The organism is Thioclava sp. GXIMD2076 (assembly GCF_037949795.1).
In the GTDB taxonomy this organism is placed as follows: Bacteria; Pseudomonadota; Alphaproteobacteria; order Rhodobacterales; family Rhodobacteraceae; genus Thioclava; species Thioclava kandeliae.
In genome coordinates, this window is record NZ_CP149933.1 from 364,693 (window position 1) to 386,387 (window position 21,695).

At 63.6% G+C, this 21,695-nt stretch carries 20 protein-coding genes; 6 read left to right on the top strand and 14 right to left on the bottom strand.

Annotation, left to right across the window (positions count from 1 at the left end; all coding sequences use genetic code 11):
• Positions 1-2 precede the first annotated feature (2 nt).
• The 3 genes from WDB91_RS15575 to WDB91_RS15585 are packed head-to-tail and all read left to right on the top strand — an operon-like array spanning position 3 to position 3,108.
• Positions 3-962, top strand: coding sequence for a dihydrodipicolinate synthase family protein (locus WDB91_RS15575; RefSeq protein ID WP_339115108.1), 960 nt, complete (start codon positions 3-5; stop codon positions 960-962).
• A complete protein-coding gene (locus WDB91_RS15580; RefSeq protein ID WP_339114546.1) occupies positions 953-1,873 on the top strand; it encodes a proline racemase family protein in 921 nt (306 codons plus the stop codon). Before WDB91_RS15575 ends, WDB91_RS15580 begins: the two co-directional genes overlap by 10 nt.
• Positions 1,870-3,108 carry an FAD-binding oxidoreductase gene (locus WDB91_RS15585; protein ID WP_339114547.1) on the top strand — a complete coding sequence of 413 codons (1,239 nt, stop codon included), beginning with the start codon at positions 1,870-1,872 and terminating at the stop codon, positions 3,106-3,108. The genes WDB91_RS15580 and WDB91_RS15585 overlap by 4 nt, the downstream gene beginning before the upstream one ends.
• 56 nt (positions 3,109-3,164) lie before the next feature.
• On the opposite strand, the gene WDB91_RS15590 is transcribed toward WDB91_RS15585, so the two are convergent.
• The 5 genes from WDB91_RS15590 to WDB91_RS15610 all read right to left on the bottom strand — a co-directional run bounded on the left by WDB91_RS15590 (position 3,165) and on the right by WDB91_RS15610 (position 8,801).
• Entirely contained in the window at positions 3,165-4,775 is a 1,611-nt protein-coding gene (locus WDB91_RS15590) for an APC family permease (RefSeq protein ID WP_339114548.1), read from the bottom strand.
• Between the two features lie 291 nt (positions 4,776-5,066).
• Positions 5,067-6,002: an HlyD family secretion protein gene (locus tag WDB91_RS15595; RefSeq protein ID WP_339114549.1), complete on the bottom strand. Its 936-nt coding sequence runs from the start codon at positions 6,000-6,002 to the stop codon at positions 5,067-5,069.
• Positions 5,999-6,208, bottom strand: coding sequence for a DUF1656 domain-containing protein (locus tag WDB91_RS15600; protein ID WP_339114550.1), 210 nt, complete (start codon positions 6,206-6,208; stop codon positions 5,999-6,001). Before WDB91_RS15600 ends, WDB91_RS15595 begins: the two co-directional genes overlap by 4 nt.
• Positions 6,205-8,325 (bottom strand): FUSC family protein, encoded by a 2,121-nt coding sequence (locus WDB91_RS15605; RefSeq protein WP_339114551.1) that lies wholly within the window; start codon positions 8,323-8,325, stop codon positions 6,205-6,207. The genes WDB91_RS15600 and WDB91_RS15605 overlap by 4 nt, the downstream gene beginning before the upstream one ends.
• Positions 8,322-8,801 (bottom strand): MarR family transcriptional regulator, encoded by a 480-nt coding sequence (locus WDB91_RS15610; protein WP_339114552.1) that lies wholly within the window; start codon positions 8,799-8,801, stop codon positions 8,322-8,324. The genes WDB91_RS15605 and WDB91_RS15610 overlap by 4 nt, the downstream gene beginning before the upstream one ends.
• Before the next feature lie 320 nt (positions 8,802-9,121).
• On the opposite strand from WDB91_RS15610, the gene WDB91_RS15615 reads away from it, so the two are divergent.
• Positions 9,122-10,609 (top strand): trehalase family glycosidase, encoded by a 1,488-nt coding sequence (locus WDB91_RS15615; RefSeq protein WP_339114553.1) that lies wholly within the window; start codon positions 9,122-9,124, stop codon positions 10,607-10,609.
• Positions 10,610-10,627: 18 nt separating this feature from the next.
• Here WDB91_RS15615 and WDB91_RS15620 read toward each other — a convergent pair whose 3' ends face one another.
• Entirely contained in the window at positions 10,628-11,587 is a 960-nt protein-coding gene (locus WDB91_RS15620; RefSeq protein WP_339114554.1) for a cation diffusion facilitator family transporter, read from the bottom strand.
• A gap of 311 nt (positions 11,588-11,898) precedes the next feature.
• On the opposite strand from WDB91_RS15620, the gene WDB91_RS15625 reads away from it, so the two are divergent.
• Positions 11,899-13,134, top strand: a complete 1,236-nt coding sequence (locus tag WDB91_RS15625; protein ID WP_339114555.1) for a D-alanyl-D-alanine carboxypeptidase family protein — start codon at positions 11,899-11,901, stop codon at positions 13,132-13,134.
• Between the two features lie 74 nt (positions 13,135-13,208).
• On the opposite strand, the gene pcaF is transcribed toward WDB91_RS15625, so the two are convergent.
• From pcaF to WDB91_RS15640, 3 genes are read right to left on the bottom strand one after another with little or no spacing between them, the layout of a single operon-like run.
• A complete protein-coding gene (gene pcaF / locus WDB91_RS15630; RefSeq protein WP_339114556.1) occupies positions 13,209-14,408 on the bottom strand; it encodes a 3-oxoadipyl-CoA thiolase in 1,200 nt (399 codons plus the stop codon).
• Complete coding sequence (locus tag WDB91_RS15635) at positions 14,405-15,085, bottom strand: 3-oxoacid CoA-transferase subunit B (protein ID WP_339114557.1); 681 nt, start codon at positions 15,083-15,085, stop codon at positions 14,405-14,407. The genes pcaF and WDB91_RS15635 overlap by 4 nt, the downstream gene beginning before the upstream one ends.
• On the bottom strand, positions 15,085-15,804 hold the full coding sequence (locus tag WDB91_RS15640) for a 3-oxoacid CoA-transferase subunit A (RefSeq protein ID WP_339114558.1): 720 nt from the start codon (positions 15,802-15,804) through the stop codon (positions 15,085-15,087). Before WDB91_RS15640 ends, WDB91_RS15635 begins: the two co-directional genes overlap by 1 nt.
• Positions 15,805-15,909: 105 nt before the next feature.
• On the opposite strand from WDB91_RS15640, the gene WDB91_RS15645 reads away from it, so the two are divergent.
• Entirely contained in the window at positions 15,910-16,668 is a 759-nt protein-coding gene (locus WDB91_RS15645; protein ID WP_339114559.1) for an IclR family transcriptional regulator, read from the top strand.
• Here WDB91_RS15645 and WDB91_RS15650 read toward each other — a convergent pair.
• The 5 genes from WDB91_RS15650 to WDB91_RS15670 all read right to left on the bottom strand — a co-directional run bounded on the left by WDB91_RS15650 (position 16,652) and on the right by WDB91_RS15670 (position 21,684).
• Positions 16,652-17,554, bottom strand: coding sequence for a LysR family transcriptional regulator (locus WDB91_RS15650; protein ID WP_339114560.1), 903 nt, complete (start codon positions 17,552-17,554; stop codon positions 16,652-16,654). The two genes, WDB91_RS15645 and WDB91_RS15650, sit on opposite strands and share 17 nt — an antisense overlap.
• Positions 17,555-17,660: 106 nt before the next feature.
• The gene (locus WDB91_RS15655; RefSeq protein WP_339114561.1) at positions 17,661-18,539 is read right to left on the bottom strand and encodes a dioxygenase; all 879 of its coding nucleotides are present in this window, start codon (positions 18,537-18,539) and stop codon (positions 17,661-17,663) included.
• 198 nt (positions 18,540-18,737) lie between these two features.
• Positions 18,738-20,030, bottom strand: a complete 1,293-nt coding sequence (locus WDB91_RS15660) for an FAD-binding oxidoreductase (protein ID WP_339114562.1) — start codon at positions 20,028-20,030, stop codon at positions 18,738-18,740.
• Between the two features lie 12 nt (positions 20,031-20,042).
• Entirely contained in the window at positions 20,043-20,465 is a 423-nt protein-coding gene (locus tag WDB91_RS15665) for a RidA family protein (protein ID WP_339114563.1), read from the bottom strand.
• A gap of 70 nt (positions 20,466-20,535) precedes the next feature.
• A complete protein-coding gene (locus tag WDB91_RS15670) occupies positions 20,536-21,684 on the bottom strand; it encodes a tyramine oxidase subunit B (protein WP_339114564.1) in 1,149 nt (382 codons plus the stop codon).
• Between the last annotated feature and the right edge of the window lie 11 nt (positions 21,685-21,695).

Here is a 21,695-nt window from a genome sequence, read left to right on the forward strand (position 1 = left end):
TGATGAGAACCGATATCTTCCACGGCACGATCCCCGCACTCCTGACCCCCTGCGCCCCAGACCGCAGCCCCGATTTCGACGCTCTGGTGGCGTTGGGTCAGGAGATGATGGCGGCAGGCATGTCCGGCGTGGTCTATTGCGGCTCCTGCGGGGACTGGCCGCTCCTGACCGACGCGCAGCGGATGGAGGGCGTCGCGCGGCTGACCCGCGCGGGCGTGCCGGTGGTGGTGGGCACCGGCGCGGTCAACACGCGCATGGCCGTGGCCCATGCGGCTCATGCGCAGGAGATCGGCGCGGCGGGGCTGATGGTCATCCCGCGGGTGCTCTCGCGCGGGGCCTCCGTGGCGGCGCAGCGCAACCATTTCACGGCAATCCTCGAGGCTGCCCCCGATATTCCGGCGATCATCTATAACAGCCCTTATTACGGCTACGCGACCAAGGCCGATCTGTTTTTCGAGCTGCGCGACCGGCATCCAAATCTGTTGGGGTTCAAGGAATTCGGCGGGCAGGCTGATCTGTCCTATGCCGCCGAGCATATCACCCATCGCGACGGAGATGTGCTGTTGATGGTGGGGGTGGATACCGAGGTCTATCATGGCATCGTCAAATGCGGCGCGGTCGGCACAATCACCGGCATCGGCACCATCTTCCCCAAAGAAGCGCTGTTGCAGGTGGCCCTGTCGAAACGCGCGGCCCTGGGATGTCCCGAGGCCGATCTGCGCGCGCGCGAGCTGGCCAATGCCTTCTCGGTTCTGGCGAAATTCGATGAAGGCGTGGATCTGGTCCTCTATTTCAAACATCTCATGGTGCTGAAGGGACGGCAGGAATTCGCACTCAACATCTACGAGACCGATTGCCTCTCGCCCTCGCAGGCGCGGTTCTGCGAGGCGCAGTTCCACCAGTTCAACACATGGTTCGCCAACTGGGCGGCGCAGGGCGGAGTGATTGCCGAATGCATGTGATCGACAGCCATACCGTGGGCGAGCCTACGCGGGTCATTCTGGAGGGCGGTCCCGATCTGGGTGACGGGCCGCTGGGCACGCGTGCCAAACGACTGGCGCAACAATCGGATTTCCTGAATGCGGTGATTGCCGAGCCGCGCGGTCAGGTGGCGATGGTCTGCGCGCTTCTGGTGGAGCCCACGGACCCTGGCTGCGCGGCCGGTGTGATCTATTTCGACGCCGATGCGGTCTTGGGGATGTGCGGGCATGGCACGATCGGGCTGGCGGTGACGCTCGCGCATCTGGGCCGGATCGGCCTTGGCACCCACCGGATCGAGACCCCGGCAGGCGTGGTCAGCGTCACCCTCCACGACGCCCATACCGTGACTGTCACCAATGTCGAGAGCCACCGCATTGCCAAGGATGTGCGCGTGAGCGTGGGAGGCGCGACCATAACCGGCGATATCGCCTATGGCGGTAATCAGTTCTACATTATCGACCCCTCACCCGTCCCCGTCTGCCCGCAGAATATTCCGCAACTGACCACGCTCGGGATCGCGCTGCGCGAGACGGTGGGCGCGCAGGGGCATATGGTGGATCATGTGATCTTTCAGAGCCCCCCGGGGAGCCCCGATGTCCATAGCCGCAATTTCGTGCTCTGCCCCGATGACGCCTATGACCGCTCGCCCTGCGGCACGGGGTCTTCGGCGCGGCTGGCCTGTCTGGCCGCCGAGGGGCATCTGGCCGAGGGCCAAGAGATCGTGCAGGAAAGCGTCATCGGCAGCCGCTACCGCCTGTCCTATCGCCACGGCCCCACAGGCGGGGTGATCCCCCAAATCACCGGACAGGCGTTCCTCATGGCCGAGAGCCGACTGATCTTCGACCCGGCCGACCCGTTCCGGCACGGCATTCCGAAAGGACGAGCCCAATGAGCGAGATCACCGTCATAGGGGCAGGCATCATCGGCATAACCACCGCGCTGGAACTCCAGCGGCGCGGGTTCAAGGTCACCGTGCTCGACCGCAAAGGGGTCTGCGCCGAGACCTCGCAGGGCAATGCGGGCGGCTTTGCCTTTTCCGAGATCGAGCCGGTCGCCACCCCCAATATCATGCGCAAAGCGCCGAAATGGCTGATCGATCCGCTGGGGCCGCTCTCGCTACCGCCCGCCTATGCGCGGCAGATGGTGCCGTGGCTCTGGCGGTTCTGGCGGGCGAGCCGCCCCGCACGCTACGAGGCAGGCGTGAGGGCACAAAGCGCGATGATGACCCTCTCGCGCCACGCGCTCGAGCGGCTCTTGCCACGGGTTGCGGGTGAGACCTGGATCCGGCGCGAGGGCCAGCTGCAGCTATATGAAAACGCACGGGATTTTGCAGCCAATGCGCCCAGCTGGCAGATGCGCGAGGCGCTGGGGATCAGCTGCAGCTATCTGGACACGCCCGAGGACATTGCCGAGATCCAGCCCGGGCTCTCGCCGCGCTTCACCCGTGCGGGGTTCACCCCCGACTGGTATACCGTGCGCGACCCCAAGGAATGGACGCTGCATCTGGCGCAGGCCCTGCGCGACGCGGGTGGCCGGATCGAGATCGCCGAGGTGCTCGGCCTGCGCCCGCAGGAGAACGGGATCGAGCTGCTGACATCGCAGGGCCCGCGCCATGCGCCGCAGGTGGTGCTGTCGGCGGGCGCGTGGTCGCATCATCTGGCGCGGGGCTTGGGGGACCGGATGCCGCTGGAACCCGAGCGCGGCTATAACACGACCTTCCCGACAGCGACCTTCGATCTGCGCACCCATCTGACCTTCTCGATGCACGGGTTTGTCGCCACGAAAATCGGTGATGGCCTCCGGATTGGCGGCGCGGTCGAGCTTGGCGGGTTGCACCTGCCGCCCAATTACAAACGCGCAGAGGCGATGCTGCAGAAGGCGATGGCCTTCCTGCCCGGATTGCAGCCGAGCGGCGGGGTGCAATGGATGGGCTACCGTCCTTCCCTGCCCGACAGCCTGCCCGCCTTGGGCACAGCGCGCGCCACAGATCGCGTAATCTATGCCTTCGGTCACGGTCATCTGGGGCTCACCCAATCGGCGGGCACGGCAGAGGTGGTCGCCGATCTGGCCATGGGGCAGCGTCCCGCGCTGGATCTGGCGCCCTTCTCGCCACAGCGATTTGGCTAACGAAAAAGGCGCGCAGGCTGGCCCGCGCGCCGCCGATTACAAAACGCATTTTCCGGTTAGTTGCCGCTCTGGAAGTGCTCCATCAGCTCGACGGTTTCCTCCGCCGGAAGCGCGGAACGCAGCGCCATCCACACCACGACCAGCGACCACAAGGCGACCAGCGCCATGCCGGTCCAGAAGCCCACGATATCGGCGCCGCTATCGCTGAGGCCGGTCAGCAGCCAGATCCCCGCAAACCATGCGCCGAGCCAGCCCAGATGCTTCCAGCCGAACTCTTCGGCACTGCGTTTCTGCAGGACATGGAACACGAAGGCATAGATCGCAAAGCCCACAACTAGCATTCCGAAAAGGATCGAGTCGGTATAGAACCCCGTCCAGTAGATCACGAGGTTCGAGGCAATGAAGGCCACAGGCGCCAGCACGCCCGCACCCGCCAGCCGGAAGCTGCGTTTCAGATCGGGCTGCGACCGGCGCAGGATCAGAAGCACAATCGGGCCCAACCCGTAGGTCAGCACGGTGACCGAGCTGATATAGCCCACCATCATCTGCCATGCAGGGAAGGGCAGCAGGAAGAAGATCCCCGCGATCCACATCACGATGACGGCGGTCAGCGGCACGCCTGCGGCATTGACACGCGACAGGGATTTCGGTCCCGCGCCGGTATCGCCCACCGCATGCAGGATACGCGCGCCACCGGTGATATAGATCAGCCCCGTCCCGCCCGGCGAGACATAGGCATCGGCATAGAGCAGCACCGCAAGCCAGCCCATCCCGAGCGTCATCGCCAGACCCGCAAACGGCCCGGCCGATCCCGCGAAGTTCAACGAGGCCCAGCCATCTGCCAGATCATCGGGCGAGAGCGCCATGATGAAGGCCACCTGCAGCAGGATATAGATCACAGCCCCCAAAATCACCGAGCCGATCACCGCCATCGGGATATTGCGCCCCGGATTGGCACTCTCGCCGCCCAGATCGATGGCGGTGCGGAAGCCGAGGAAGGAGAACACGATGCCCGCCGCCGGAATGGCGGTGAACATGCCTTGGGTCGAATAGGTGCCCGCGCCCGCATGCCACACGCCCCAATGGGTCGAGGCCGCGATCAGCCCCACCACCGTCACCAGCGGGATCGCGATCTTCCACCATGTCACGGTGTTCGAGACTTTCAGAAGTGCCTTCACCGCCATCAGGTTCAGCACCGCCAGCACCGATAGCAGAACGACGGCCGCCACAAAGCCCATAGCGTTCAGGCTGCCCGAACCATCCCCTTTCAGGAAATAGGGCAGATAGTTATTGGCATAGGTCAGGATGCCCTCGGCCTCGACCGCCGGAATCGGCGCATAGCTGAGAAACAGCATCCAGCCCCAGAGCCGCCCCAATGTCTGGCCGTGGCTGGCATGGCTCATATGCACGAGCGCGCCGGATTTGGCGAACATCGTCGACAGCTCGGCAAAGCAGAGCGCGATCAGCATGATGATGACGGCCCCGATCACCCATGACCAGACCGCCAGCGGTCCCGCGATTTTCGACGCGTGATAGGCCCCGAAGAGCCAGCCCGAGCCGATCATCGAGGTGGTCGAGGCGAAGAGAAGCCCGATAATCCCCACATCGCGTTTCAGTTTTCCGGCACTGCCCGTTGCGGCAGCCCCCATCGACTCTATGGATGCCATAGTTTTTCAATCCCCATTTTTATTTTTCGGTTTGGTCTGGTGGTAATCCGGCCGCGCCCAAAGATCCCGGGCCTGCACGGCCTCGTGTAAAGGCGCGAGGTGACGTGATGGAACGCGCCTGCCAACTGCCTGAAATATAAACCACAAATACGAGAGCCGCCTAATGTCTATGCGATGAGAAGCCTGCTTATGAATTGGTAGACCGGGCCAGTGTCGTGGCGCATTCGTGCCGCGCGAAAGGGAACGGGGCGGAGTTTCCCCCGCCCCGCCGAAGAACCTATCGCGCGTGGGTTAGCTGGCTGGTGCCAGCAGAACTTCGCCCTTGAAAGGCACATTGCCACGAACATTCTTGGTTGTTTTGTCGATATAGACACTCGCGCTCATGCCCGCAGACAGGACGGCGCCTTCGGGCAGGGTATCGATCTGCACGGTCACCGGAATACGCTGGGCCAGACGCACCCATTCGAAGACCGGATCGACATCGGGCAGGCCCAGCGTGTCGCTTGCGCTGTTGCTATCGGCCACACCGCGCCCGAAGCTTGCCACATGGCCGGTAACGGTTCCGCGCGCGCCCATCAGCTTGACCGAGACCGGCGCGCCCAGGGTGATACGCGGCAGCTGGGTCTCACGGAAATAGCCGGTGATCCGGAAGCTTTTGGCATCCACCAGATTGACCGCATCGGTGCCCGCTACGGCGTAATCGCCCTGACGCAGATGCAGGTTGGTCACATAACCATCGGTTGGCGCGCGCACGGCGACCCGCTGGAGATCGAGCTGCGCGATGGCGAGCGCCGCTTTGGCCGAGCGAACATTGGCCGCCGCCGCCGCCGCCTCGCGTTGCGCCTCCTCGTTGGTTTCCACGCTGATGGTGCCGTGTTTCGTCAGGCTGTCATTGCGATGCGCGATCGAGGCTTTCAGCTCCATCGTCTCGCGCTCGCTATCGAGCTCGGCCTGCGCCTGCTCGACCGCAAGTTTGAAACTGGACGGGTCGACCTCGAACAACAGATCACCCGCATGGACGAACTGGTCATTTTTCACCGCGACCTTGTCAATGCGCCCCGCGACCTCGGGCGCGATCTGCACCACATCGGCCGAGACCCTGCCATCACGGGTCCAGGGCGCGTTCATGTAATAGTTCCACAGATGCCAGCCGAGAAACCCCGCACAGGCCACCATGACGAAGGTCAGCGCCACGCGCCCCCCGTTGCGTTTGAGAGAAGAGATCACGGCGTTACAAACTCCAATAGATATCCGGCGGCGCCGAGAAGGGTGAAATAAAGCGCGATATCGAACAATGCGGGGTGCCAGACATGTCGATAGAGGCCTCTCTGGGCAAGCACATGATGCAGCATCCGGAACAGCCCGTAACAGACTAGCCCCAGGAGCATCAGGGTCGGGACGAAGACGCCCATGACGTCATATTCGGGTCTCATGCCGGTATCCTTTCATCGTCGGTGCGCCGGTCGAAAGACGGCCTGTATAGGGGATCCAGACCGGGAGGCGGAGCGGCTGCGAAGAGCGTGCAACGCAGCCCGGCAAGCGCATCGCACAGGGGCCGGTCCGAGAGCGGCACCGCGGCAAGTGCCATGTCGAGCGCCCTGCGCAGATCGTCCGGCGCACCTTCCTGATGCCTGCGACGCGCGCGATACAGCGCCGCAATACGGGCCAGAACCTCCTCTGTCCGCATCCGCGCAACGGGGGCCAGAGCGGCCTTGGCGCGCTGGATCTGCATCACGGTGAGCGAGACCCGAAGATCGCGAAGAATATCATTGCCTCGCACCCGTGATCCTTCGGGGAGTGCGCCAAGCCGCGGGACGATCTGCCCCAGACGGTCGAGCATGCGCCCGTAAAGCCGTTCACGCTCGAAATTGCGTCGGCCCGAGGCCGCATCGATCACCACAGACCAGCCCGCCCGAGCGATCCGCGTGGCCGCCCGTTCGGCACCGATGGCACGGAATACCGAGGTGACCGTAGCCGCCACGATCAGCCCCGCGACAGTGCCCAGAGACGCATTGGTGAAAGATACGAGATCGGTGCCGATCTGGTTGCTGAGGGTCAGCATATAGATCAGATTCACGCTCACCTGGAAGCCCGCAAACCATGTGGGCGGCGAAGCCATGAGGATGCCACAGGGGATCAGCACGAAGGCCAGTGCCGCAGCCTCGGCCGCAAAGCCACCGCCAATTGCGGGCAGGATCGCAAACTGGTAAACAAAGGCCAGCCCGAGCGCGATCAGGGTGAGCTGCAGCACCTTCTTCATGACCGGCACCGAATTGTCCATCGCCGCCATGAACGAGCACATGATGATGGCAAATTCCAGCATGCCCGCCCCGTAATGCCACCCCGTCCCGATCCAGATCGCGGCCGCGATACCTGCGGCGACCATCATCGTGACCACAGCCAGCACCGAGGTGCCGTAATCGAAATGCAGATGATCCGAGCGACGGTAGCGTGACGAAAGGCTCTGGCGCAGTGCAGGGCCCTCGCTATGGGCAAGATCCGAGCGCAGGATGCGACAATCGTTCCAGATACACACCAGATCCGAGAGCCGCTCGGCCAGACGGGTGACAAGAAGTGCCTCCCATGTGCCCAAGGCTCCAGCGGGCGCGCCCTTCCAAAGCGCGCGAAGCGCCTCGCTGTCGTCTGCGAGCACGGCAGCGCCGGTCTGTGCCAGACGTGAGAGCAAGCGATCCACGGCGGCCAGCGCCTGCGCATCCTCCATGTCGAGCCAGTCCTGCACGGGGGCAATGATCGCCCGACCGGCCTCCCGCCCCCTCGCGCTCTGGCCGAGTGCTGTGCGAAGATCGGCCAGTTCCGAGAGCTGCGGCAGGATCATCACCATCCGGTATTTGATCGCCTGTAACCGCTCGACCGCGGCGCGCGCCTGCGCGCCTTCATAGGCCACCTGCGCCCCGAGCATCCGCATCCCCGTTGCATCGGCGGCCAGACGGTTACGCTCGGCTTGCGTCCTTGCGGCACCGGTCTCGCCCGAGAGCACCTCGCGGGTCAGATCGGCGGCACTGGAGAGCCATCCCTCGACCTTGCCGGACAGGACCGGCGCAAGGGCCTGCGGCAGGATCAGACGCCCCACGACAGACGCGCATAGGATACCGATACCGATCTCGATCATGCGGCTTGTGCCATAGGTGAAGCTGATCTCGGGAGTGCTGACGATGGAGAACCCCGTCAGCGCCGCCGTATAGCCCGCCAGCATGAAGACATAGGCGCGCGCTGTGCGGTCGAGCGAGGACACGAACAGGCAGATCGCGGCCCAGAGCGTGATCGCCATCACCAGAAGCACCGGCTCCTGCACAAAAGAGGGCACCAGAACGATCACCGCTCCCGCGCCAAGAACCGTGCCACCCAAACGGTAGACGGCCTTGGAAGCCACCGAACCCGAGAGCGGGTTGGTTACGATATAGGCGCTTCCCAAGGCCCAGTAAGGATTGGTCAGCCCGAAATAATCGGCAATCAGATAGGCCAGCATCCCCGCAATGAAGGCCTTCACCGAGAAGATCACATGATGGACCTGAATTCCGCCCGCGATCATGATCTGCCTTTCTGCTTGGCCTCATAGTCATCAAGCGTCTCCGAGAGCTGGGCGAGCACGCGATAGGCCGCCTCGAGATCGTCGGGGGCGAACTGGTCGAGCAGCTCGCGCCGCAGCACCCGTGCCACCCGATTGGCCCGCGCGGCCAGCTCGGCCCCCTCCTCGGTCAGCTCCAGAAGTTTCGCACGGCGATCCGACGGATCCTCGATCCGGCGCAGAAGGCCCCGTGCACTCAACCTGTCCAGAAGGCGCACCACGCCCGAGGTCTCCAGCCCCAGAAGCTGAGCCAGCTCGTTCTGCCGCATCGCATCCTTGCCCGGACGCCAGAGCACCAGCATCGGCAGCGCGGTAGCGTCGGACAGGCCCTCATTTGCCAGTCTCTGGCCCAGAACGCGGCGCCATGACTGGCCCACCGCCGGAATGATCCGGCCCAGATCGTCCCAGCTCTGCATATCAAACGACTGTTCTTGCGACACGGATGTCTCCTTCGGCGGCGTTTCACGGGACGGATAAGATGAACCATCATTAGATGAGCTATCATCTAATTCGTCCCATATGTCCGATCACCGGAATCTGCAAGTCACGAGGAGGAGAGCCAGCAGATCGGACCGATAACTCGCGCTTCAATAGGGTCGCGCGCCGGTCTGATTATGCCGAAGAACCGGTCACTTCGCCGGAAAAATCCCGTGTGCCCCTTGAGGACCGGCAGGGTGGATACTTAGCTCTTGCCACTTCACGGCCACGCCCCACCATTGGGGCCAATGGCCTCCCTCTCGCCCAAGGTAAGTGACACGGTATGGACTTTCTCGATCAGCGGCTCTCGAACCTCTTCATCGACCTGCAGCGCTCCGGCCTGTGGGAAGACGAGAAAGCGATTGCGGATTCCGTGCTTCTTCGAAGCCCCGCAGAGACCTATATGGCCTATACGGTCCGGAAATCGCTGGGCGATATGGATCTGCGGGCGTTCTATGACGAGTATTTCCGCCCCGTGCGGGCGCGCGAGGCGAACTACCAGACAGATCCCGCGCATGGACCGCAGGAGCATATCGAGGCGCTCTGGCCGCTTCTGGTGCGGGACGCCGATGATCCCGACCTGCAATCGAGCCGCATCGCGCTCAACCGTCCCTATGTTGTGGTGGGCGGACGGTTTCAGGAATCCTATTACTGGGACACATTCTTCACCCTGCTGGGGCTGATCCGCGCGGGGCGGATGTCGGTCGTCGAGGATATGCTGGAAAATTTCGCCGACGCGATCGAGCGGTTCGGCTTCGTGCCCAACGGGTTCCGCACCTATTATCTCTCGCGGTCGCAGCCGCCCTTCTTTTGGGCAATGGTGCGCGCGGCCGCGCAGGCGAGCCCCGACCCCAAGGCGGTAATGGCGCGCTATCTGCCGGCGCTGGAGAAGGAATACCGGTTCTGGACCGCGAGCCCGCGCACCCATGAGGGGCTCGCGCGCTACTGGGATGCGATGGACACGCCGCGGATCGAAATGTTTGCCACCGATCTGCACTGGCAGGCCCATGCCGCCAAAACACCGGGACTGTATCGCAATCTGCGGGCGGCCTGCGAGAGCGGCTGGGATTTCTCCTCGCGCTGGCTCGCGGACCCTGATGATCTGGGCTCGATCCGCACGACGCGGATCTGGCCGGTGGATCTGAACGCGCTACTCCTGTGCCACGAGACCTATCTGGCCGAGATCTGCACGGCAGTGGCCCCCGAGCGTGCGGCCATGTATCGCGAGGCCGCTGACTGGCGCGCGCAGGCGCTGCGCGAGCGGTTCTACAATCCCGAGACGGGCTTTTTCCATGACCGCCTGATCGACGAGGACGCGCTGAGCCCCGTTGTGTCGGCGGCAGGGCTGTTTCCGCTCTTTGCGGGTGCTGCCACGCGCACGCAGGCCGCGCGCTGCACGGAGACCATGCAGACACGGCTTCTGGCACGTTACGGGCTGCTGAGCACCGATATCACCAGCGGCCAGCAATGGGATGCGCCCAATGGCTGGGCGCCGCTGCAATGGATCGCGATCCACGGGTTGCGGCGCTATGGCTATACTGCCGTCGCGCAACGCATCAAATCGGGCTGGATCACGGCCTGTGAGGATGTCTTTGCCGAGACCGGAAAGTTCGTCGAGAAATATAACGTGCTCGATGACCGAGCCGCCGGAACGGGCGGCGAATACGAACTGCAGGACGGGTTCGGCTGGACCAATGGCGTCTATCTCGATCTAGTGCTCGAAGGCTCTGCGCAGAGCTGGCTGGGAGAGGTGGCGCTGGCCGCCGAGTGACCTCCCCCGCCTGACCTCCTAGCTGCCCTGTGCGACCGCGCTTGACACGGCCATCTGGGCCGATTGCAGCGACCGGATCTCGAGGAAGATCCGCTGGACCTGCGGATGCGCCTTATGGATGCGGTCCTGAATGCCCTCGACCGTGTCGAAAATCTCGCGCGGCGCGATCCCGGTGCGGAACTCGACCTCGATATTGAGCAGGATCTGGTCGGGTGCCAGATGCATGGTGCGCAGATGCGGCACACTGACCACTGCAGGCGCGCCCATCGCGATCTCGCGGATCGAGGCCACCACATCCTCGTCGGCGGCCTCCCCCATCAGCAACTCGCGGGTCTCGATGACCAGCATGATGGCGACACCGATCAGGATCACACCGATCACAACAGATGCGATCCCGTCATATACGGGTTGGTCGAGCGTGACCGACAAAAACACACCAAGCGCCGCTGCGATGATCCCCAAAAGCGCCGCCGTATCCTCGGCCACCACGGTATAGACCGACGGGTCCTTGCTGCGGCGGAAGGTCTTGAGAACTCCCTCACCCGGTTTGCGGGCCTTCATCATTGCCTTGATCGCGATATACCACGAGGTCCCCTCGGCGAGGAAGGCGATGCCCAGCACGGCATAGTTCCAGATCGGTTCCTCGATCGGCTCTGGGTTGAGCGCATGCATCACCCCTTCATAGACCGAGAGCCCGCCGCCGATGGAGAACAGGAGCATCGCCACGATGAGCGACCAGAAATACATCTCCTGCCCGTAGCCGAACGGATGGCGTGCATCCGCCGGTTTCTTCGAGCGTTTCAGCCCAAGGAGCAAAAGCCCCTCATTGCCGGTATCGACCAGCGAGTGGATCGCTTCCGATAGCATCGAGGAGGAACCGGTAAAGGCGGCGGCCACGAATTTCGCCACCGCGATCACCAGATTGGCCACCAAGGCCCCATAGACTGTAATGGGCTTCTCGCCCTTCGCTTCTGCCATCAATAAAATCCTGTGATGTAATGGGAGCGCGCCGCCCGCAGGACGCGCAGGAGTGTTACCCCCGCAACCCGCGGCATCGGCGATGGGTTCCCCAGAAGGCCGTTGAGAAGACTGGGAAATAATGTCGCAGTAGGCCATTGCACGGCGCCCTATGCTCCCTGCTCAATCCAAAGTGATCGGCTTGCCGGAGAAGTGAGCACGCCCCTTCGTTGACGCCTCGCGCCCGCCTTTCTAGGACTGCGCACAATCATCCCGAGCCGGTGGGACATTGTCTGATGGCTTGTGTCCCTTATTCCAGCGCGAAGGTTGCCATGAACTCCCCGAAGGTCTCTCTGTCCGGTCTTACCCCGAAATCGCTCCTTACCGGTGCCGCACTGCTCTGCCTTGCGCTCGGCACGGGCGCGGGGGGCGCGCCTGCTGCCGCGCAGGAAGCCGCGGCTCCCTTGACGGCCGAGCAGGCGCCTGTCACCGCCCTGCCCGGCGCGCCCGAGGCACCTGCCCTGCCGGATGTGGCAAGCTATGTGCTGATGGATGCGCAGACCGGCACGGTTCTGGCCTCCAAAGGCGCGGGGCTTTTGCGCGCGCCCGCGAGCCTGACCAAGATGATGACCGCCTATCTGACCTATCAGGCGCTGGCGCAGGGCCGCGTGCGCGAGGATCAGGTGGTGCCGGTCAGCAATGCCGCATGGAAGGCCACCGGTTCGCGCATGTTTCTCGACCCCAGCGCCAAAGTGACCATCCACCAGCTGCTGCACGGGCTGATCATCCAGTCAGGCAATGATGCGGCGGTCGCTCTGGCCGAGGCGGTGGGCGGCTCGCAGGAGGCATTTGTGCTGGCGATGAATGCAGAAGCCAAGACCCTCGGCCTTGCCGATACCCATTATACCAATGTCTCGGGCCTGCCGCAGGGCGATATCCACACTTCGGCGCTGGATGTGGCCAAGCTCAGCCATGCGATCATCCGCGATTATCCGCAGTTCCTCGAGATCTCGGCGCAGAAGGAATATACCTTCGACAATATCACCCAGCGCAGCTGGAATCCGGTGCTCTTCAAGGATGCCTCGGTCGACGGGCTGAAGACGGGCCTGACCGATGCGGCGGGCCATTGCATCGCCGCCACCGCCTCGCGCAACGGCCGCCGTCTGATCGCGGTCGAGATGGGCGCGCCCGATTGGGACAGCGGCACCACCGCAAGCGAAGTGCTGCTCGATTACGGCTACCATTTCTTCGAGAATGCGCAGGTCGTGACGGCGGGCACCAAGCTGGGCGAACTCGATGATCCGCGCTTCGACCCCGAACAGATCCCCGTGGGCGCGGCCGAGGATATGACGATGAGCGTGCCGAGCGCGCTGATGAAATCGGTGGAGACCACGGTGAGCTTCAACCCGCAGATCCCCGAGGAGCTGCCCGCGGGCGCGCGCGTGGGCACCATCACCTATTCGTCCAACGGCACCGTGCTGGCGCAGGTGCCTGCGGTGACCCTGACCAAGGGGATCGATGCGAGCTTCATGACCAAGATCATGCGCAAGCTCCATTCGGCGTTGTAATACGCCACGCACAGGGCTCCAAAAGAAAAGGCTGGCGTCTCCGCCAGCCTTTTCCATTCTGCAATTGCGGTGGATCAGACGCGCTCGAGCGCGATCGCGATCCCTTGCCCCACGCCGATACACATGGTCGACAGCGACTTCTCGCCCGGCTTCAGATCCAGCATCGCGGTGCCGGTGATCCGTGCACCCGACATGCCAAGCGGGTGCCCGAGAGCAATCGCGCCACCATTGCGGTTCACGCGGGCATCATCATCGGCAATCCCCAGGTCGCGCAGCGTGGCCAGCCCCTGGCTTGCAAAGGCCTCGTTCAGCTCGATCACCGCGAAGTCGTCCTGCGCCAGCCCCAGACGCTCCATCAGCTTCTTCGACGCCGGTGCCGGACCAAAGCCCATGATGCGCGGGGCAACCCCTGCGGTGGCCCCGCCCAGCACGCGGGCGATGGGGGTCAGACCATTGGCCTCGGCGGCCTCTTTGGTGGCGAGGATCAGCGCCGCCGCCCCGTCATTCACACCGGACGCATTGCCTGCGGTGATGGTGCCACCCTCTTTCACAAAGGCCTTCAGCTTCTGCAGTGCCGCGAGGGTCGTCTCGGGGCGCGGATGCTCGTCGGTATCGACAACCACCGGATCGCCCTTGCGCTGCGGGATGCTGACCGGAACGATCTCCTGCGCGAGCCGCCCGCTTTCCATCGCGCGGCCAGCGGCAGCCTGCGAGCGCAGGGCAAATGCGTCCTGATCCTCGCGCGAGACGTTGAAGTCCTCGGCTACATTCTCTGCCGTCTCGGGCATCGAATCCACGCCATACATCTTCTTCATCAGCTTGTTGACGAAACGCCAGCCGATGGTGGTGTCCTCGACCGAATTGCTACGCGAGAAGGCTGCAGTCGCCTTGGGCATGACGAAGGGCGCGCGCGACATGGATTCCACACCACCAGCCACGATGAGGTTCGCCTCGCCCGCCTTGATCGCGCGGGCGGCGGTGATGATCGCATCCATGCCCGAACCGCAAAGACGGTTCATCGTGGTGCCCGGCACCGTTTCGGGATAGCCCGCAAGCAAAAGCGACATGCGCGCCACGTTACGGTTATCCTCGCCTGCCTGGTTGGCGCAGCCAAAGATCACCTCGTCGATCTGCGCGAGATCGAGCGAAGGGTTGCGCTCGGCCAGAGCCTTCAACGGGATCGCCCCCAGATCATCGGCACGAACGCTCGACAATGCCCCGCCAAACCGGCCGATCGGGGTACGGATATAGTCGCAGATATAGACTTCGGTCATGCCAGCTCCTCCGGTACAGCCAGTTCACCCACGCTGCCTTCGACATGGAGTGTCGCCCCAGTGTAGGATTGCAGTTCTTCCATCGACATCGCGGCCAGTTTCTCGCGCAGGACAAACTTGCCGTCGACAATGTCCACCACGCAAAGCGAGGTATAGACGCGGGTCACACAGCCCAGACCGGTCAACGGGAAGGTGCAGGCCTCGACCAGCTTCGGCTTGCCATCCTTGGTGACATGGTCGGTGACCACGGCCACGCGTTTGGCGCCATGCACCAGATCCATCGCGCCGCCCACGGCGGGCACGCCCTTGGAGCCTACGCGCCAGTTGGCCAGATCCCCGTTTTGGGCCACCTGATAAGCGCCCAGCACGGCCAGATCCAGATGGCCGCCGCGCACCATGGAAAAGCTGTCGGCATGGTGGAAAAAGGCGGCACCGGGGTTCAGCGTCACGGCCTTCTTGCCCGCGTTGATCAGATCCCAGTCCTCTTCACCGGCGGGCGGTGCCTCGCCGAAACCCAGAACGCCGTTTTCGGTGTGATAGATCACATCGCGGCCTTCGGGTTGGAACTTGGCGATCATCTCGGGGAAGCCGATACCGAGGTTCACATAGGAGCCGTCTTCGATATCCTGCGCCGCGCGCCATGCGATCTGCGCGTTGGAAAGTTTCATATCAGACATCAGTAGACCACTCCCGTCCGGACAAGGACTTCTTCCTGTTGCGGGTCTTTCACCTCGACCATGGCATCCACGAAGATGCCGGGGGTGATGACTTCCTGCGGGTCGATTGCGCCCGGCTCGGCCAGTTCGGAGACCTGCGCGATGGTGCGGTTCGCGGCCATGGCCATCAGCGGGTTGAAGTTCCGACCTGCCATCCGATAGGTCATATTGCCCATCTTGTCGCCGATATGGCCCTTGATCAGCGCGAAATCGGCCTTCAGCCAGCGTTCCTGCACATAGGATTTGCCGTCGAATTCCTCGACGGGCTTGCCCTCGGCCAGCTCGGTCCCGAAAGAGGTCGGCGTGTAGAAGGCGGGGATACCCGCACCTGCGGCACGGATACGTTCGGCCAGCGTGCCCTGCGGCACCAGTTCCAGCGCGATCTCGCCCGCGAGATATTTCTCGTTGAAGGCTTCGGCATTCGACGAGCGCGGGAAGGAGCAGATCATCTTGCCCACCATGCCCGCCTTGATCATCGCCGCGATCCCGATGGACCCGTTACCGGCGTTGTTGTTGACTACGGTCAGGTTTTTCGGGCTGCCGGTCGCGCGGAACCGGTCGATCAATGCGTGGATCAGCTCGATCGGTGCGCCCGACCCGCCAAAGCCCCCGATCATCAGCACGCAATCGTCGGGAATATCGGCGACGGCTGCGGCCACAGACGAAACAGTCTTGTCCATGTAAGTCCTCCTAATTGGCCCGGACATTACGCTTGCGACCTGCACCCGAGAAGGGATATTGTTCGTATATTGATCTTTGTTCATAATGACGGAGAATTTGTTCGCATGTTGAACAAGCCGACCGACCATATCGGGTCTCTCGCCAAGGCGCTGAAGGTGATGGAATGTTTCGGGGCCGACACACCGCGCCTTGCCATCACCGATGTGGCCGCGCGCACGGGGTTCGACCGTGCCACTGCGCGGCGCTGCCTGCTGACGCTGCATCACGAAGGCTATGCCGATTATGACGGCAAGTTCTTCAGCCTGACACCGCGCGTCTTGCGACTGGGGATGGGGGCGTTAGCCTCGATGCCGCTGGCGCAGGTGGTGCAGCCATGGCTCGACCAGCTCTCCGACCAGATCGGGCAATCCTGTTCGGTGGCGATTCTGGACGAGACAGAGATCGTCTATCTGGCGCGGGCGGCGCAGCGGCGGGTGATGTCCATTGGGCTGATGCCCGGATCGCGGTTGCCTGCCCATTGCACCTCGATGGGGCGGGTGCTGCTGGCGGCCCTGCCCGAGGCACAGGCCCGCGCCACCCTCGACGCCTCGGACCTGACGCCGCGCAGCCCACGCAGCCTGACCGACCCCGAGGAAATATTGGGGGTGATCGCGCAGGTGCGGACGCAGGGCTATGCCACGATTGATCAGGAGGTCGAGCTGGGCCTGCGCTCGCTGGCGGTGCCGATATATGATGCGCGCGGGCGGGTGGTGGCCGCCCTCAATACCGGCTTTGCCGCGCTGCATGGTGACATGGCGGCGATTATCAGGGAATATCTGCCCGCGCTCCAGAAGGTGCAATCGGGCCTCAGGCGGATGCTTTGAACGGCTTGCGGGCCACGGTCTGGGCGAGGGTCACGAAATTATGGGCATGCACGCCCTGTTCATCGATGCGGAAATTCACCGAGAGCGCGGTCTGCCGCATGGGTTCGGCGATCTTCATATAGCGCACCCCCTGACGCGGCGCCGTCGCCACCGAACCGGGCACGATACAGATCCCCTCGCCAATCGCCACAAGGCTTAACGCCGTCTGCAGGTCCATGGTGAAGCTGCGCCGCGAGGTGTCAATCTTCAACTCCGCCAACCCGTCGAGCACGAAATCGGCATAGGATGGGCGCGGAAATTCGGGATACAGAAGGAAGGTCGGGCGCTCCAGCGCGGCCAGAGACAGCGAAGGCCCCACTCCCGTATCCCAAGTATCGGGGATCGCGGCGATCAGCGGCTCGTCCATCAGTTTGCGGGTGATCAGCTCGGCATCTTTCAGCGCGGGCCGCGCAAAACCCACATCGATCTCGCGCCCGATCAACGCGCGATAGAGGCGGGCATTGTTCATCGGCAGCAGCGAGAGCGCCACATCGGGATAGGCCGCGCGGAAGCTCTTGATGATATTGGGCAATATCGAATAGGTCGCAGACCCCACGAACCCGATCCGGAGCCGCCCCTCGGCCCCCTGCCCGATCCGGCGGATCTCGAGGCACATATCGTCGAACTCGCCGAGCAGATGCCGCCCGCGATCGCGCAGCCGCACCCCCGCCTGCGTCAGCGACACCGCGTTGCGACCACGGTTGAAAAGGATCGCGCCCAGATCCTCCTCGATCTGCTTGATCTGGCGCGAGAGCGGGGGCTGCGCGAGCCCGAGCCGCTCGGCCGCACGACCGAAATGCAGTTCCTCGGCCACCGCCATGAAGTAGCGCAACTGTTTGAGATTCATCCACCCTCTCCCTGCCCCGCAGTTAACCCCACGCAAAACCCCGCCGCAAGAGGCGCGGCGGGGTGCAGGTGCCTCCTTGCGAGGCTTTGGCGTCGTGGGAGGACGCTTATTCTGCCGCCAGCGCGGTTTCTTTGGCCGCGCGGGTCAGGACGAAATCGAAATTGACATAGAGGTCCTGATCGATCCCCTCGGGTGCCGGTTTGAAATCGGCGATCAGGCTCTGTTTGACCGCAAAGACCGAGTCCTCCTCGAGGTAGTCCGACGAGCTGTCGAAGACCTGACTGATGAAGGGGCGATACCCCTCTTTGGCGATCATGAAATGGATGTGACCGGGGCGGAAAGGATGGTGGCCCATCGCGCGGATCAGCTCGCCTGCCGACTCGTCATTGGGGATCGGATAGGGCACAGGGCGCAGCGCACGGAAGGCAAAATGGCCCTTCTCGTCGGTGATGAAACGCCCGCGCAGGTTATATTCGGGCTGGTTCGAGTCGTGGTTCTCGTAAAGGCCGTTGGGCGCGTCTTCCCAGACATCGAGCAGCACACCTTCGAGCGGTTTGCCATCGGCATCAAGGACATGACCCTCGAAATAGACCGTCTCCTGACCCTCGAAGGCCATCTGCACGGTGGAGGCGCCTTTGGGCAGGACCGGCGGGTTCTCGCGGTAGAACGGGCCCAGGATGCAGCTGTCGGAGCCGCCCTCCTCGGTCGGGTTCGACAGCATATCGACAAGGATCTCGACGCCGAGGATATCCCCCAGAAGGATGAACTCCTGACGCTTCTCGGAGCACATCTGGCCGGTGCGGGCCAGAAACTCGCAGGTATAAAGGAACTCGTCATGCTGCAGCTTGGTCTCGCGGCAGAAATCATGCAGGTGACGCACAAGAGCGGTCATCAGCTCGCGCTGGCGGTCGGTAATCTCGCCATGCTGTCCGATAGCACTGATCACGATATCGGTCACTGTCTCAATGTTCAGATTGGTAGCCATGTTTGGTCCTCCTCACCGTCTGACATGGGCACCTCCTCCAAGGTGCCGTTGATGGCTGATCATCACCATCCGGCGCCCCGCCGCCAATGCCGCACGCGGTATCCGGCAATACCCTAGCGCAACATTAACCACGGCGAAGAGACAAAGTGCCTCCAGGAGAGAGCCGCGCGGCAGATCATGGCCTCTGCCGCGCGGCGATTAGAACCGGTCGAACCGGTAGGGATGCGGGTCGACCAAGGGTGCAGCCCCTGTGACCAGATCAGCGGCGAGCTGTCCGGCTGCTGGGCCGGTGCCGAACCCGTGCCCCGAGAACCCCGTGGCCAGCACCAGCCCCGGCAGGCTTGCCACCGGCCCGATGACCGGATGACTATCGGGCGTGATGTCCATCACCCCTGCCCAGCCCTGAGCGATCTTAGCATCCTTGAAGACCGGCCAGGCGCGGGAAAGATTGTCGAGCGCCTCGGCGTTCAGCGCGGGCAATGTCGGCGGGTCCATCACACGGGTCTTCTCGAATGGCGAGACCCGATCCATTCGCCAGCGCCGCGCCAGACGCAGATCGTCAAGGCTCTGGCGATTGAGCGTGATCCGCAACAGCCCCGCCGTGGCCTTGAGAGTGGACAGATAGCGATGGCCCAGCAACAGATGATCGAGCACCAGCGGGCAGGACAGCGCCGCGCGCTGCGTGATGACAAAGCCGCCATCGATATGTTTACGGAACGAGAAATCCGGCCCCGCGACACCGGCCTCGCTCGGCCCCTCCATCGGCTCGGTCCGGAAAGCCGAACAGATCAGCGGCAATGTCGGCAGCGAGATCCCGTGATTGCCGAGCAACCGGCGCGACCAGAGCCCGCCTGCCAGCAGCACCTGTGCGCAGGCGATCTCGCCGCGCTCGGTCATTACCCCGCTCACGCGGCCTGCCTGCGTCGTAAGCCCGCGCACAGCACAGTTTTCGACAATCACCGCGCCCTTGGCCAAGGCGGCTTTGGCGATAGCGCTGGAGGCAAGGGTCGGCTCGGCGCGCCCGTCGCTTGGCGTGGTGACGCCACCGATCCAGTTGGCCGCACCGCCCGGCACCAGTGCCGCAATCTCCCGAGGGCTCAGGAGCCGCGCGCCCAGCCCCAGCCCCGCGACCGAGGCCGCCCATGCCTCATGCGCGGCCATCTCGGCCTCGGTGCGGGCGCAAAACAGGATACCCTCCTGCCGGTAGCCGACATCCATCCCCGTGCGTGCGGGCATCTCCTGCCAGAGCCGGTCGGCGGCCAGTGCCAGCGGGATATCGGCCGCCGCGCGAGAGGTCTTGCGCACCCAGCCCAGATTGCGCGAGCTTTGCTCGCCCGCGATCCGGCCCTTTTCGAGCACGGTCACAGGGATGCCGCGCTCGGCCAGCGTAAGGGCCGCACTCAGCCCCACGATGCCGCCGCCGATGATCACGACTTCGGTGCGCACGGGAAGCTCGGTGGAGGTCGTGACGGGTGCGATCAGTGGCGCCATCGGTGCTCTCCCTCAGATCGCCACGGTCTTGTAGACCGTCTCGGCCTTTGCCGCCCCGCGATAGGCGGTCACCTCGATCTCGACCTTATAGACGCTCGATCCGAGCGGCGGGCAGGTCACGGTGGTGGTCGGGTCGATGCCGCGGAATTTCTCGCCGATCAGTGTCATCACCGTCTCGGTATCCGAGGGCGTCTGGATGAAGACGCGGCTGGCAACCACATCGCCCAACTCGCTATCCACAGCTGCCAGAGCGCGTTCGATATTGGCAAAGACCTGCAGGGTCTGGCTGCCCACATCCTCGGGGATCTCCTTGGTCACGGGGTCGCGGCCCGCGGTATTGGACACGAAGATCCAGTTATCCACCGCGACGATGCGCGAATAGCTGGCATGATCCTCGAATTTCGAGCCGGTCTTGATTTTGGTGATCTGGGTCATCTGGTGTCTCTCGGGAAAAAGGCCCCTGCGCGAATTGGCACGCAGGGGAAGTCGGGGGATTTCGGTTGGCTCAGCGCAGGACGGGCTCGTCCCAGAGGTTCAGCTTGGTGCCGATGCCGCGGGCGAGCGCATTGCGATAGAGCACGGTGCCCCATGCCACATCCTCGACAGGCATGCCGCCCACCGACATCAGGATAATCTCCTCCTCGTTGCGGCGGCCATCGGCGGCGCCCGCCACGATCGCCCCCAGATCCTCGAGCGCCTCGGGCGCCATGGTGCCAGCGGCGATCATATCCATGAATTTCACGCCCACGAGCGGGATCACATTATGTGCGGGATGGGGCACCTCTTCATACCACGCCTCGTAAAGGCCGGTATTATCGAGCACCTTGCGCACATCATCGGCCTCCATTCCGGCATCGAAATTGCACGGTGCGGGCATGGCAAGGAAGGCACCGGGCTTGACCCATTCGCGCTTCACCATCGGGTAGTCATCGGGGTTGCCGACCTCGCCCGAGGCACAATAGGTGACGATATCGCTGTCACGCACCACCGCCTCGATATCGTCGACGATCCGGATATCGGTGATCTGCGGGTAGTTCTCTTTGACCCAGTCGATGAAGACATCGAGGGAGCGCTGGCCACGGCCCTTGACCTTTACCGTGTCGATTTCGGGGCAGGCCGCGATAAAGGCCGCAAGGGTCGTGCGCGCCATCACGCCGGGGCCGAAGATGCCCACGACTTTCGAGCCCTTGCGCGCCAGATGGCGTGCGCCCACACCGGGCACAGCCCCCGTGCGATAGGCCGACAGGAGATTGGCCGACATATAGGCCAGCGGCGCGCCGGTATCGGCATCATTGAGCGTGAACATCAGGATCGAGCGCGGCAGGCCCTTGTCCTTATTGGCGATATTGGAGCCATACCATTTCACGCCCGCGGTGCAGAAGCTGCCGCCCAGATAGGCGGGCATCGCCATGAAGCGGCGGTCTGCCGTGGGTTTGGGCATGGTCTCGAAGGGCGAATTCTCGGGGAAGGTCACCATCGCGCCGTGGCTGTCGCTATTGGGGCCAGCCATGCGGTAATCGCCATGGTGGAGAAGCGCGAACATCTCTTCCATACAATCCACACAGGCGGGCATATCGGTGACGCCAGCCGCGATCATTTCGGGCTCGGACAGATAGAGGAAGTCGATCTTCGGCAGGTTGGGGAGGTCTTTCATAAGACAGATCC

Coding starts and splice junctions, on each gene's coding strand:
- WDB91_RS15600 (WP_339114550.1), bottom strand. CDS start 6,208: ATGAGACCCGAATATGACGTCATGGGCGTCTTCGTCCCGACCCTGATG.
- WDB91_RS15645 (WP_339114559.1), top strand. CDS start 15,910: ATGTTGAACAAGCCGACCGACCATATCGGGTCTCTCGCCAAGGCGCTG.
- WDB91_RS15580 (WP_339114546.1), top strand. CDS start 953: ATGCATGTGATCGACAGCCATACCGTGGGCGAGCCTACGCGGGTCATT.
- pcaF (WP_339114556.1), bottom strand. CDS start 14,408: ATGACCGAAGTCTATATCTGCGACTATATCCGTACCCCGATCGGCCGG.
- WDB91_RS15575 (WP_339115108.1), top strand. CDS start 3: ATGAGAACCGATATCTTCCACGGCACGATCCCCGCACTCCTGACCCCC.
- WDB91_RS15660 (WP_339114562.1), bottom strand. CDS start 20,030: ATGGCGCCACTGATCGCACCCGTCACGACCTCCACCGAGCTTCCCGTG.
- WDB91_RS15590 (WP_339114548.1), bottom strand. CDS start 4,775: ATGGCATCCATAGAGTCGATGGGGGCTGCCGCAACGGGCAGTGCCGGA.
- WDB91_RS15640 (WP_339114558.1), bottom strand. CDS start 15,804: ATGGACAAGACTGTTTCGTCTGTGGCCGCAGCCGTCGCCGATATTCCC.
- WDB91_RS15615 (WP_339114553.1), top strand. CDS start 9,122: ATGGACTTTCTCGATCAGCGGCTCTCGAACCTCTTCATCGACCTGCAG.
- WDB91_RS15650 (WP_339114560.1), bottom strand. CDS start 17,554: ATGAATCTCAAACAGTTGCGCTACTTCATGGCGGTGGCCGAGGAACTG.
- WDB91_RS15605 (WP_339114551.1), bottom strand. CDS start 8,325: ATGATCGCGGGCGGAATTCAGGTCCATCATGTGATCTTCTCGGTGAAG.
- WDB91_RS15585 (WP_339114547.1), top strand. CDS start 1,870: ATGAGCGAGATCACCGTCATAGGGGCAGGCATCATCGGCATAACCACC.
- WDB91_RS15620 (WP_339114554.1), bottom strand. CDS start 11,587: ATGGCAGAAGCGAAGGGCGAGAAGCCCATTACAGTCTATGGGGCCTTG.
- WDB91_RS15655 (WP_339114561.1), bottom strand. CDS start 18,539: ATGGCTACCAATCTGAACATTGAGACAGTGACCGATATCGTGATCAGT.
- WDB91_RS15625 (WP_339114555.1), top strand. CDS start 11,899: ATGAACTCCCCGAAGGTCTCTCTGTCCGGTCTTACCCCGAAATCGCTC.
- WDB91_RS15665 (WP_339114563.1), bottom strand. CDS start 20,465: ATGACCCAGATCACCAAAATCAAGACCGGCTCGAAATTCGAGGATCAT.
- WDB91_RS15635 (WP_339114557.1), bottom strand. CDS start 15,085: ATGTCTGATATGAAACTTTCCAACGCGCAGATCGCATGGCGCGCGGCG.
- WDB91_RS15670 (WP_339114564.1), bottom strand. CDS start 21,684: ATGAAAGACCTCCCCAACCTGCCGAAGATCGACTTCCTCTATCTGTCC.